The organism is Methylocystis sp. Uni0008 (genome assembly GCF_056838045.1).
Genome location: NZ_JBXEJH010000002.1, coordinates 173923 through 186249 on the forward strand (window position 1 = coordinate 173923; position 12327 = coordinate 186249).

7 protein-coding genes and 4 pseudogenes are annotated in these 12327 nt (G+C 59.3%); 3 read left to right on the top strand and 8 right to left on the bottom strand.

What is annotated here, in order from left to right; translation table 11 throughout:
* Positions 1-18 precede the first annotated feature (18 nt).
* From AC0X69_RS20670 to AC0X69_RS20685, 4 genes and pseudogenes are all read right to left on the bottom strand, one after another.
* Positions 19-156, bottom strand: a complete 138-nt coding sequence (locus tag AC0X69_RS20670) for a hypothetical protein (RefSeq protein ID WP_482613868.1) — start codon at positions 154-156, stop codon at positions 19-21.
* A 17-nt stretch (positions 157-173) separates the two neighbouring features.
* Positions 174-374 (bottom strand): annotated as a pseudogene (locus tag AC0X69_RS20675) (IS110 family transposase); the annotation flags it as partial.
* Positions 375-486: 112 nt separating this feature from the next.
* The gene (ltrA, locus tag AC0X69_RS20680) at positions 487-1803 is read right to left on the bottom strand and encodes a group II intron reverse transcriptase/maturase (protein WP_482613852.1); all 1317 of its coding nucleotides are present in this window, start codon (positions 1801-1803) and stop codon (positions 487-489) included.
* Positions 1804-2292: 489 nt separating this feature from the next.
* Positions 2293-2537 (bottom strand): annotated as a pseudogene (locus AC0X69_RS20685) (IS110 family transposase); the annotation flags it as partial.
* A 1847-nt stretch (positions 2538-4384) separates the two neighbouring features.
* On the opposite strand from AC0X69_RS20685, the pseudogene AC0X69_RS20690 reads away from it, so the two are divergent.
* Positions 4385-5181 (top strand): annotated as a pseudogene (locus AC0X69_RS20690) (Mu transposase domain-containing protein); the annotation flags it as partial.
* Between the two features lie 505 nt (positions 5182-5686).
* Positions 5687-5827: a hypothetical protein gene (locus tag AC0X69_RS20695; RefSeq protein WP_482613807.1), complete on the top strand. Its 141-nt coding sequence runs from the start codon at positions 5687-5689 to the stop codon at positions 5825-5827.
* Between the two features lie 1236 nt (positions 5828-7063).
* Here AC0X69_RS20695 and smbP read toward each other — a convergent pair.
* A complete protein-coding gene (smbP, locus tag AC0X69_RS20700) occupies positions 7064-7402 on the bottom strand; it encodes a small metal-binding protein SmbP (RefSeq protein ID WP_482613808.1) in 339 nt (112 codons plus the stop codon).
* A gap of 2807 nt (positions 7403-10209) precedes the next feature.
* Entirely contained in the window at positions 10210-10464 is a 255-nt protein-coding gene (locus tag AC0X69_RS20705) for a hypothetical protein (protein WP_482613809.1), read from the bottom strand.
* A gap of 249 nt (positions 10465-10713) precedes the next feature.
* On the opposite strand from AC0X69_RS20705, the gene AC0X69_RS20710 reads away from it, so the two are divergent.
* Positions 10714-11121, top strand: a complete 408-nt coding sequence (locus AC0X69_RS20710) for a hypothetical protein (RefSeq protein ID WP_482613811.1) — start codon at positions 10714-10716, stop codon at positions 11119-11121.
* Positions 11122-11176: 55 nt separating this feature from the next.
* Here AC0X69_RS20710 and AC0X69_RS20715 read toward each other — a convergent pair.
* Both AC0X69_RS20715 and AC0X69_RS20720 read right to left on the bottom strand, forming a co-directional pair.
* Positions 11177-11475 (bottom strand): annotated as a pseudogene (locus AC0X69_RS20715) (putative quinol monooxygenase).
* 361 nt (positions 11476-11836) lie between these two features.
* The gene (locus AC0X69_RS20720; RefSeq protein WP_482613813.1) at positions 11837-12061 is read right to left on the bottom strand and encodes a hypothetical protein; all 225 of its coding nucleotides are present in this window, start codon (positions 12059-12061) and stop codon (positions 11837-11839) included.
* Positions 12062-12327 lie beyond the last annotated feature (266 nt).

Below are 12327 nucleotides of genomic sequence, written 5' to 3' on the forward strand. Positions count from 1 at the left end.
GCTGTCGCAATGAAGGAATCACTGTTCAGCCGATTCGGGAATCCCGCGCAGAATCGGAAAACGACGAACGTGCTCTAGCGGCAGCAGGCCGTCTCGAGCGATCTCGGGCACGCCGCTGACGTCATCGGTTTCAATCCGCAAAAGCAGCGCATCCAAGCCCGCCTCGCCGAGTTTCTCGATGATGCCGAATTCCGCCAGAGCGCTCGAAGCGCGTTCGCCAGCATTGTCCGTTGTCGAATGAGGAGATCACGGGTCCTATGCAGCACCAGCACGCCCTGTTGCTCCGCACTTTTCAGCGGCACGAAACGCATCGAAGGGCAAGAAACGGCCTCGCAGATCGCCTCAGCATCGGCGGCGTCGTTTTTCTGCCGCTTTAGTAGAGTCGAGGAGAGGCGCGGTCGCGCGTATTGACGCGCTCCGTTTCCTCTCCCCGCTCATCAAACCGGACGTGCAGATTTCCCGCATCCGGCTTTCCGACTGGCTTCATCATAAGGCACACGGCAGCGATACTTTACGCACGCTGTTCAGTTGTAGCACCCCCTGTTCCCCACAGACCGCCTCGCGAAGGAACAGTTTTGTGCCACGTCCTGGCGCTTTGTGTCGTTTGCGCAGAAAGCCGCATACCCGGTCGTAGACATGCCGATCAACGGCCTGATACGCCGGTGCAAGTGAACCATGGCTGAAGTATGCGGCCCAACCACCCAGAAGGCGATTAAGCCGTTCACAAACTCGCGGCCATGAGCTCTTGTTACCCGGCGTCAGCAGGTCGCTGACTTTTGCCTTGATCCGCTGTACGCTTTTCTTGGACGGCGCCGCGCCCAGGTACCAGCGACCACCATTGGGAAAGTGCCGGGGTCCGAGCGTATAGCCAAGGAAGTCGAAGCTTTCCTGTCGGGCGTTCTTCACCGAGGTTTTCGCCTCGTTGAGTGTTAGCCCGAGCTTCGTCATCACCGCCTTCGTCCACGCCAGCGCCTCTTCCGCGCGACCGCGGCTGAGGATGACGAAGTCGTCGGCGTAAGAGACGACGTGCGCGCGGAATGCTTCGCCGCGTTCGGTGAGACGCCAATGCTTCAGGAACCGATTCATGTAAATGTTGGCGAGCAATGGACTTGCGACGCCGCCCTGGGGCGTGCCGCAGATGCTGCTCTTACCTCCACTCATGCGCGTCCCGTCGCCATCCCGCTGTTCAACCGGCGCTTTCAGCCATAGCTTGATCAGCCACAGCACATGCCGGTCGACAATGCGTCGGGCCACCGATCTGAGGAGGTCCGAGTGCGGGATCGTGTCGAAATATTTCGACAAATCAGCGTCTACCACGTCGGTATAACCCCGGCAGATCAGCCGGTGCGTTTCCTTGACCGCATCGACCGCGCTGCGGCGCGGGCGATAGCCATAGGCGCAGTCTTCGAAATCCGCCTCGAAGATCGGCTCCAGCACGATCTTGGCGGCAGTCTGAACCACCCGATCCCGGATCGTCGGGATGCCGAGCGGACGTTCGCCGCCTCCCGGCTTCGGGATCGTCACCCGCCGCACCGGATCGGGCCGATACGTCTTCGAGACGAGTTCCTCGCGCAAGCCCGCCAACCAAGCGTCCACGCCCGACGCGTCGATCTGCTTGAAGGTCACCCCGTCCACGCCCGGCGCGCCCGCATTAGCGCGGGCCAGCGCATAGGCATGTCGTAGAATGTCCTCGCGGCAAATCTTGTCGTAGAGCAAATAGAAGCGGAAAGCGGGCTCCGCCTTCGCTTTACAATACAGCTTTCTCTGAAGGTTCCTGATCTTATCGGGCGTTTCGAGGCTCATCGCCAATCACCCCTTCCTCACGATCTTCGAAAGCACACCAGAAGTCAGGGTCCTTTCCTCCGCCGGCATTACCCAGCATCAACGGTCGTACGACCCTGTCCGACTCCCGCCCGATCCACCGCCGAAAGCGGTGTTGAAGCCGCGACCTCCGATCCAGACGGGTCTCCCCCGATTACCCGCGTCACCCTTCCAACGTGCCGTGCCCATTACCCCGGCGGACCAGACAGGTGCATCCGTCGATGCTTCCCTGTTCGCGCGGCCTTCCCCGCCATTCGGTCGAGTCGGCATCCGCATCGTAACTTTCGAGGCCTGCTCAGGCTTCACACACGTTACGGCCCGCTGGATCGCTCGGCCGCCCGAAGCGGCCTTTGTCACGAGGCTTCAGTCCGTCCGATTACTCGTCCACACTGCTCGTCAGCTACCAGATCAATCGACAACTCTCTGGGTGGAACCTTCCTCCACTGGTGACACGCGCCTTCGGGGCGCACCAAACGGCTTCACATAAGACGGCGGAATCAGGCGGACGTGTGGCCGAGCCGTTCGAGCTCCCGCGCCCAGTAATGAGCCGTCGCACAGGCCTCCATCCCGATCAGAGCAGCAGGCAACTTAACGAAAAACCTGATCACCTCGGACCGGCACAATTTGCGGCGAACAACGACACTTCCATCGGCGTCGACACCGTGAACCTGAAAAACATGCTTTGCGAGGTCAATCCCGATCGTCGTAACCTGCATGGCGAATGGCTCCTCTCGATGGCCGCTCAGAAAACGACCACACTTTGGCACATCCGTGCCGGGGAGCGGGGGCCGTCCACCACATCAGGTCAGGACACGGACCAAAATGTGCGCATCACGAAGCCATATTCAAAATATCGGCGCCCTTAACTTGCATTCTCATTTGCTGCGCGCCGCGGCGCTAGGCGCACGCGATGAATTAAGAGCACGGCTGGCGATGCTCGGCGTGCGACCGCAGCGAACAGGTGAACCTTCGGAAGAGGACGACAAGGCCACGCGACGAAGAGGACGAAGACAGCGACGAGGGAGAGCTAGACGGCGATTAGATGGACCCTTGGTTCACTCTGCCGCTCGCGTGGCGGTGGAGGTGGAGGCCAAACTCGGAAGTGGATGAACTCAATGTGCCATCATTACTCGCCCATTGGCGCGCAATGGCCGCTATCTTGGCGGATCGTAAAACACACCGCCGCCGCTGTGCCCGGTCGACGCCCCTCCATATGGGCTCCGATAGGCCCCCATGGAGTGATAACGCGCGCCAGGCATTTGCACTGGGCCATATCTGCGGCCCAGTTGCTGCTGTCGATAGGCATGGTAGCGAAGCCAGTTTGCCTGATAAGGGGAAAGACGCGGACCGGAATAGCGGTATTGGTAGTAAGACCCCGGCGCATGATATCCCGGCGCATGCGCGGAGCGCGGTCTGTTGCCGAGAAGGTAACTCGGAACTCCTACGCCGAGCCCAGTAAAAACCCCGGCTTGCGTCCTTGGATGCGACCACCATGCCCAGACGCGTGGTCCGACGGTTCGAGCGCATCGATACACCCAGCGTCCCGCCACCCAGACAGCGCGGCACGCCGCTGATTGCCACTGCGCATGCGCCAGGGTGGGGCCGATCCCCATCAGGGCTAACGGTGTGGGTGGATTGTCGAGCGGCGCGGCCAATAGGCCTACGGCGATAATGGCGCTCATCACGAGCCGACGTAGCCTTGCCAACATTTTGCGCCTTCCCCCCGTACGCTGAAAGCCGCATCTCAGCTTAGCTTTGTTGTAGTGGAAATCAACAAGTTCTCCATGTTCGGCACAATTTCCATGTCACGGCACGAAATCTAAACGAAATTGAGGGACAGGAGTAAGTAGAAAAACGTGTTATTTTTCAGTAGCTCGCGCGCAGAGCAACGATCGCTGGTGCTTTGGACCAACTCACAGTTTCTCATAGCTTTCCGTTCACTCGCTGAACTGTTGAAACACGCCCCCACCGCGGAATTGAGGCCGAGCGCTTTTGTGTTCAGACGGGACGATCCAGCGTTCCTTTCTCATTCGCTCGTGAGTGAGCGATTGAAGATGGCACTTCGATTGATCTACGATATTGGCTCATCGCTCTCGTCCCATATCGGAGCAGATTTGCGTCGAGCCGGGTAACATTTGCTGGGAGAGGTGAGAATTATTGTGTTTGTTCGAGATCACTGGCCACAAATTATTATAGGCTGGGGAACATTAGCTGGCTTGGCATGGCTGTTTATCTATGGAGCCTGCAAAGCCTCGGAAGACAACTGTGAATCTTTCAAACCGGATGCGTGACGCGCAAACTGGGATTACGCGTGAATCCGAGGCGCCGTGCTGAGGCCGCGAGGTGGACGGTGCGACGGCATACATCGCGCTGGCGCTGAACAGCGCCCGGGGAGGAGCTGTCGCCGTTGGAGCGCGGACTTCATGCGTTCGGCTTTGTCGTGAAAGGCAAGCATTGCGGAGTGCCGACACCTGTGCAAAAACAAGAACAATGAAAAAAGACCGCACCGCACTGTTCGACGCGCAATAGATTTCACTGATATGATCGCTACCTTTCCGAATTCCACCCCGATAATCGCGGCAGAGTGGACGGCCGCAGCTATCTCGAACCCGCCGATCATTACGGCGCGGCGATCCCGCCTGGCGGCCCTACAAACCTGGAGGATAAGGCCAAGGTCGAGCAATCGGTCCTGATCGACGAACGATGGATCGTCGCCAGGCTGCGCAATCGACGCTTCTTCAGTCTCGCCGAACTCAACGCCGCCATCGCCGACCTCGTCCATGACATCAACGCCCGCCTCATGAAGGGCTTCGATGCCAGCCGGGCCGAGCTTTTCGCTGCGATCGACAGGCCCGCCCTGAAGGAGCTGCCGGAGGAGCCATACGCCTTCGCCGTTTGGAAGCGCTGTCGCGTCGCCCCCGATTACCATATCGAGGTCGACGGCCATTGGGGTCCGCGCCGTTCCGATTGATCCGCGAACTGGTCGACGTGCGCGTCGCCGACAAAACGCTCGAGATATTCTTCAAAGGCCAGCGCATCGCCAGCCATCTGCGCGCCCCGAACCGGCGCGGCCATGCGACGCTTCCCGAACACATGCCAAGCGCCCACCGGCGCCATGCGTCCTGAACGCCGAGTCGACTCGGCGCCTCCGCCGAAAAAATCGGCCCGTCGGCCGCCGCGCTTTTCGAGGAGATCATGGCCGCTCGCCGGCATCCCGAACGGGGGTTTCGAACCTGTCTCGGTATCCTCGCCCTGACGCGGACCTACTACAACGTGCGAGTGGACGCCGCCTGCCGACGGGGCATGTCGATCAGGGCGCGCTCGGTCGCCTCCATCCGCTCCACAGGCGACGCAGGTCTTACCGACCGCTGGCACTTGCGGGAGGACGCCAGCCGCGCCTTTCCCGACGCTGTGCACAAGCCGATCGCCGAATCCGCGCCGCGATCATCAACCCTGATCTCCTCACCACAGCCGAACGCATTCAATACGAAGGTTATCCTCGACGGGAGAGAACGAACGCCGCCATTCTCGCGCGCGCCGTCGCGACGCCTCGATCAAAGAGATCGTCCGCGAGACCGGACATAGCCGGGGCCTCGCGTGCAGGGCTCTGCGCGGTCAGCGTTCGGACGTGTTCCGAACCCGCCAGAACTCGCTTGAGCCCTATCTTGCCTGGCTCGACCCGCAATGGAGTGTTCAGGGGACGTTTGCGTGTTTCCGAATGGCTGGCCGCCGACGCTGCGCCGATAGGGACGGCGCCGAAAGTTTACGCCGTGTTCCCTCCCCGCCCGAACAATCGCGCGGCTGATGACGAGGGGCAGCGACACGCTTTCCAAATCGTAGCCAGTAACAATTGCGGCGATCGAAGATGGCGCTCCGCCGCTCGTCAGAGCGCGCCGTCATTGCCGCCTTCCACACAATGATCCACAAGAAAGCCGAGGCGGAATTCGACGCCTGGATCGAACAGCCCAATCCAGTCCCGTCACATCTTTCGCCAACGGCGTTGTGAAGGACGAGGCAGCCATTCGGGCCGCCATCGCTTCCGCCTGGCCCACAGCAGATCACTAAACTCGAGCTCGCGAAGCGACGAATGTATGGGCGAGCAAAACTCGATCTGCTCGAAGTCCGCGTCATCGGCGCAACCTGATTACCCCTGCACCAAATATGTGGCAGAGCTCCGTTTGGACGCTTATATGGGTCCCGGTTCAATGCTGACTGATACATACGAGGGCGCGCCAAGTTGGCGAAGGCTCGCCGGCCGCCAGGCGCACCGCTAACACTGCCACGACGGCAGCCGCCGACGGGGTCGCGACCAGCTTCCCGCTTTGCTAGTCGTTTAAACCAAGTCTCGACTGAGAGGGCATTATAGCCAGTCACCAAGCCTCAACGCTGAAAAAGCAAGACCAGCCCGCCCAAGATAACGGCGAACACAATGGACGCGATCACAGCGTTGGCAATAGGAGCAGAAATGGGAACGCGAGTCATGTGAGGACTTTGGGCGCCAGCAAACTTAGCGTCAATTAGGCGCATCGCCGCATGCTTTATGCAGCCCTCCCATTGACAGCGTCAACGCGGAATCAGCCACCCATATATTTTATCGCGAGGAGCCCCCTCGCTGAGGAAGAAGTCTGCCCTTGACGGTTATACGTTGCTCTCGAAGGAAAATCTCCCCGGCGATCGTCAAGCAGCGGTGCGAACGCGGCCGCGCGCATCACGCTCTTATTTGACCAAATCAAATTGCTACACGACTCGGCAAGACGTTTATCGACCTCGCTGCGCAGATTGGCCTCGACCGCAGAACCGTCGCCAAATGGATCAAGAAGGTTTGCCGCTACACCGTCGGCGCTCGGCGTTGAAGCTGAGTTCACCGCTGTCCTTCAGAGATTTTCTCTACATGGCGCGCCGGCAGCCGGGACCACGCGCTTGCAGAACCCTTGAGCAGCGGCCAGGTCGAGGGGCAAATCAATCGCCTAAGGACACCAAAAACGCGCCATGTACGGCCACGCAAGCATTGAGCTGCCGCGTACCCGAATGCTTCCGTTCGAACCCGACGCGTGCACGTAAAGTGAAGCAGACCCGGATGGAGCGCCAATCGCCAGCGGCGATACTCGGCACAAAGCCACTGCGCTAGGATTTAAGCCATAGGCTCTGAGCCCTACGTATGCTTGGCGTCGATCTTCGTCCTGTCGACGCAACTCAACGCCCCGACCGTAATTATAACGGCGGGGCGTCTTCGGGCTTTGGATTATTTCTTAGCCGCTTCGAGATGGGTCAACGCCTCTTCGGCGTGTCCGGTCGCGGCTTTAGCGTCCTTTTTCTGGCCTTCTGCAATTGACGCCTTGAGATGCGTTATTCCTTCCTTGGTGTGCTCATTTTTCTTCGCTTTTTCCGCCGCTTCAGCGTGTTTGAGCGCGGCTTCGGCGTGCGTCACCAACACATCCGCATGACCTTGTTTGCCGTGGTCGATCGCTTCCTTGGTGTGGCTGATTGCCTCGGCCAGATGATCCTCGGCGAGCGCGCCGCGGGGCGCTGCGAAAGCCGCAACGCCAAGTCCCAGCGCGAAGACGAAAATTCTACGGTTCATTGAAAGATCCTCCTGTTAAGCATTCCTCATTTTTGCAGTGTGGAAGATAATTCACGACGCTTGATGACTGGCCGATGAGTTGGATCGGCCTATCCCAAGGTCGGTGCGCGAGACCGTTGACCTCGATCTCGCCACACTAGCCACGCCAGGGCGTCCGGCGCGGATGGCGCTTAGATACCGCGTGAGCGCATTCAGACAAGCCGCCACGCCTGCCCGGCCGGCGACTACCGGGCCTTTTCTGCGTGAGGTCAAGAGAACGCCCGACCCGGACCAACTCGCGTGTCGCTTAGTACTTCGCAAGGCGTTCTATCGCGTCGACAAATGCCTCGGGAGCAGTCCTTGCACGTCGTAGAAGACGCGCGGGTAATTCTCCAAGGACGCGAACCGCAGAAGCGACAGCAAACAATCTGAGACTTGAGACAATGCGTTGCATGGGCGACTCCATTTGAGCTGCGCCCTTTCGGGCGCTCGCCTAGCCCCGAACGATCGTCTTGCAACTTTCTTAAAAAATAGGTGCTCGTGATGTCACAGCTGCGCTAGCGCCTTAACGTCGGCGCCCGAACGCCGATTGACGAGCCCGCGTCAGCTCGCATCCTCGAAATAGACAGGCGAGCGCGACGCCGTTCCTCGTCTTTCAAGGCGAAGACGCGCCGCACCTTCGGATGCGTAGAGTCAAGACATGAAGCGCAGGAGCGTCATTTCACCGCGACTGCGCAGATTTGATCCTGCGCCAATTGGCCTGTTCGGCCGCGAGGGTTAGGCTTTTCGGCGCGCTTCGACACAATGCCCTGGACGCCGAGCTTTTCGACGTTTCGAAACACCTCGGGCCGGACGCTTGCAATCGCTTGCGAAAGCATGACGCCGGCGCGCTCTCGATCGAGCAGCCCCTCGAGTCGGCTCCACCGGCACGATCCTAAGAGCCCACTGCTCAAGAAAGACTAGAAAAAATACTTAGAGGCAACTACTTACTCAAAAACCTCTGAGAAAAGGAGGCTGCAATGCTAGAGCTTCGCGAAAAGGAGCAGTGCAGGATGAGTTGAGGCTCCAGAGCACGCTGGACGAAGCCATTCATCACTCGCTCCAAACCATTATCCGTGAGCCACTTCCTAACGAAATGGCGCTGCTACTCCTGCAATTGGCGTTAGCTCAGGTTTCAGGTCCGAAAAATGGCGAGATGTGGAAGAGCCACATCTCGGCCTTGCTGGGAAAGCGCGAGACGGAACTCGACAGAGCAACTTGGCACGTCGCCAACGCGAAACTTATCGTCGCTCGTCAACGAGAGCATTATCCGGCTTCAGGTGGAACATCGCCAGACCGAAGACGCTCTGCGCTTGCTGAATGCGTTCATCGAAACGCTTGCGTCGCTGGAACACCATCAACGCCTCTTGCGTGAAGAAGCTGAAGGCAAAGACCGAACTCCAGAATGGTTGTTTTCACGCTTAGCCGCAGGCATTCCACGCCCTTGGGCCGAATAAGGCTCATCGTGGACTGCGCGGAACCTTCCGCCGTTGGGCGCTAAGCGGACACGGAGACGCTGAGACGGTCGGACGCATCAAGCGAGAGATCTGAGGCCTGAGGGGCATGATGTTAGCGAAGAAAATAGCGACAGGCCTGCGTCATCTCATCCAACGATAGGATCCGCCCGATTTGGCGAGCGGAGCCACACCAGAGACAGCATAAAGCGCCGCGCTTTCGTCCTTCGGACAGGTGAGGTGTGGCTGCCCAAGGACCTCATTTCATGTTGAGGCCAGGCATGTGCCGTCAGCTTCGCCTGAGCTGCTTTTGGCTGCTGACCGGAAAAAGCCCGCGGCTGTGAACCGCGGACGAGATAGCTGCAAAAACGTCGTTTCGAGAGGCAATGCCGCAAATTAGCTCCGAGGCACGCCGAGGCGAGCGTGGCAGGGCGCCGACCGAGCGCTCTTGAGCGCGACGAGCACGTCGCGGAGTGGATATGGCTGGCGGACGGAGTTTCCACGCAAGTCGCGCAAAAAATTGAAGACCGACACTTGAAGCCGCCGCGCATCACGAGAGGCAAATCGGGCGGCGCCCGCCGCGCAACGAAGATTGCAGCGCTGTCCGATGAGGCGAAGACCGCCACCGTTGAGGAGGGGTTCACAGCGCCTTATTTGACTAGAGGCGATTCCAGTTGGGCTTCTATCCAAGCGAGCATTTAAAAAAAGTGGAAGGAGCCGGCATGCATCGAGATTTAATAGACGAGGCCTTCCGCGTCGCCAATCGAATGGCCGCTGATCGCGGGATAAGTCTCGATCGAACTGCGCTGATGCGGGCTGTGCTTGCTGTCGCTGGTGAAGACGATGGGCAGGACGGACTCGAGGAAATCGCGGAGGATGCCTTGGAGCTATTGGGAAATGGCAGCGGATCCTCGTCCTCCAGGCGAGGACGCAGACCTTTCTAAATTCCAGCGTCGCATGCGCCGAGCTGAACCATGATCTTGCAGCGCGACGGATATGTCGAAGAGGACGGCGATAAATGATGCACGGCAGCGTCGTGAACGGGATCCCTCCTGTGTGAGCCGCCTCTATTGAGATCGGGGGAGGCGCGAAGCTGCGCACTAAGTCGGCTTCAAGAGTGAAGCAAGCTGCGCAGCATGCGTCGGATGACATTTATTATGGGCCGCGAACGGCTCCGCCCGTGTCCTTGCGTGCATCGCCACGTATTCAGCGCATCGCCTCGACGAGCTGCCGCCGTGGAATTGGCAAAACGGCGAAAAGGACACGCCTGCACTCGCGAAATCGCTTGCCGCCACACTTTCCTCAGTAACTTCCGGCTCGACGTCGGCCGTAGAGTCAATCCCTGGTGATCGCGAGAACGTTGAAGTCCTTGTCGAGGCGGAAGTCGTATTGGCCGCCCTTGCATTTTACGTCCTCTGCCTCCAGAACGCCTGACGCTTCCGATTCCTTCTCGTATTTTCCGCCTTCGCAACCCCAGGCAGCGAGCGCTCGTTTGACCTGTGCAACCTCTGCATCGGTCAGCTTCGCATCGGCGAAAGCACCGGGAGAGAACAGAACCGCACCAAGCGCTGCAATCATGATTCGCTTCATGGAATGTTCTCCTCAAGAAATAACCGTTCAGACTGGCAATAGGGCTGGTGAGTGTTGTTTCAAGTCGGTGGAGACCATCATACGGAAGGGGAGCGTCAAATTTAGCTGGAGCGCTGCGCTGCTCTAGGAGCGGTGGCGCTTGGCTGTGCTGCAAAGCAGTATGGTCATCGACTGAAATTCGTGGCGGACTCTTGTCGCAGAGCGAATAGTGTGACGCTATGGATTAAGTAAAGCCATTGGGGCCAGTCGATGAACGAGTTCGCTCAGGATACGCCATCGGACCTCGCCGCCGTCGCGCTCAGCCTTGTAGCGGAAGCAGCGGCGGCGATTAGGGCGTCAGAGGAGCAAGCGGCTCATGCGCTCCTGCGTGAGCGGGAAATCGCCAAAGAGATCCAGGAGCAGTTGGGGCCTGCAGAGCTCCGCGCCGAACGCGCCGAGACGATGCTGCATTTGGCCGAGGCTCAAATCGAGCAAATGATGGCCGCCGCCGAGCAGATGCGCGGTCAACTTGAACATCTGCAGTCACAACTTGCCGGGCGGGAAGCGGAATTGGCCGCATCGATACGACGCGCGAACGAAGCCGAAGCCGCCACGCAAAAAATCGTCAATGCGATCCGCACACATCTCCCGGTCAAATTGAACGTGCCGACGGAATAAAGCGGCGCATCGCATGCGCTTAAACGCCCTGGCCGCATCCGCGGCGCGTTTTTTGTTAGCCCAGCTTTGCCGCTAACACGTCGACCTTCCCGATTTTGGGCGGCTGCGCAAAAAGCTCCGGCGCCTTCGCCATGAGCGCTTTAGCGACTTCCCCAGCAAGATGAGCGTCTCTGCCAGTTTCGTCATTGAAGACGTCGAAAATGGCGAAAGTGGTGGGTGACCCTCGGATCGCGAACCAAGACACTGTGCCAGGCTCCGCTTCCACAAGCGGCAGCGCCGATTTCAAGAACGCCGCGACCTCGTGCCCCTGCCGATCGTCGCCTCCAGCGTCGCGAAAATGCCCAATTTCACCATTGTGACTTCGTTGCAGTTTGTACCAAGCGTCCGCACCTGGCGGCAGCATAGCATTAAAGTTTCCCGGCCGGTTGCGGTTGCTTGCATTGGAGACAACATCCCCCGCTCCGAGAGCGCCGGCCGCGCTCGTCAGAAAGCGGACTGCTTTGCGGCGCCCGCTAACTCTGTTTCAGCACGCGATCACTCCGGGGCGTTTCTTGAAGCCAGGCAGGCGGATCGGCAAAAGCTGCTAATTCACCACTCGGTGATCCAGGCGGCGAGCGAGTAGCCCGCCACATGGCGGCGCGATCTCATCGGCGAACGTCGGAGCAGCGGTTCCCCCAAGGAAAACGACCCCTTACTACAAGGCGCGCCAGGCTGATCAATTTTCCCGCGACGAAATAATCGAATCTAATTGAGCCAATGCCTTGAGAAGGTAATTGCCGAAGGGCAACCCCTCCACAAATGCCTCCGTGCGCTTGGGTTCTTTACCCCAGATAATTAGAAACCCCGCCAGCGCCAGCAGGAGCAAGGCGAGCATAAATGATGTGAGCCCGGCAGAAACCGCAATTCCCAAGGCAATTCCCATCTTGGTTCTATAGTTCATTGTAGCCTCTCCTGGGCGTCACGGCCGCTTTATGCATCACCGTGTTCCGCTCGCTTTGGCCGGGATTAGATCGAGCCTCAATCAGGACGAACTCCGTCGGAGGTATAGCGAGCCCTCAGCGCTGCAGCAACAGCATTACCCCGCCCATGATCAAAGCGATCACGATGAATGTGATCAGCGCGTGGGGTATATAGGAGCGCGAGTCAGCCGCGAACTTTGGGCGCGAGCGGCACAACTGTGCCCCATTCGCCGATCGAATAGCGGAG

Coding starts and splice junctions, on each gene's coding strand:
- smbP (WP_482613808.1), bottom strand. CDS start 7,402: ATGAACCGTAGAATTTTCGTCTTCGCGCTGGGACTTGGCGTTGCGGCT.
- AC0X69_RS20710 (WP_482613811.1), top strand. CDS start 10,714: ATGAACGAGTTCGCTCAGGATACGCCATCGGACCTCGCCGCCGTCGCG.
- AC0X69_RS20720 (WP_482613813.1), bottom strand. CDS start 12,061: ATGAACTATAGAACCAAGATGGGAATTGCCTTGGGAATTGCGGTTTCT.
- ltrA (WP_482613852.1), bottom strand. CDS start 1,803: ATGAGCCTCGAAACGCCCGATAAGATCAGGAACCTTCAGAGAAAGCTG.
- AC0X69_RS20705 (WP_482613809.1), bottom strand. CDS start 10,464: ATGAAGCGAATCATGATTGCAGCGCTTGGTGCGGTTCTGTTCTCTCCC.
- AC0X69_RS20695 (WP_482613807.1), top strand. CDS start 5,687: ATGGCGCTCCGCCGCTCGTCAGAGCGCGCCGTCATTGCCGCCTTCCAC.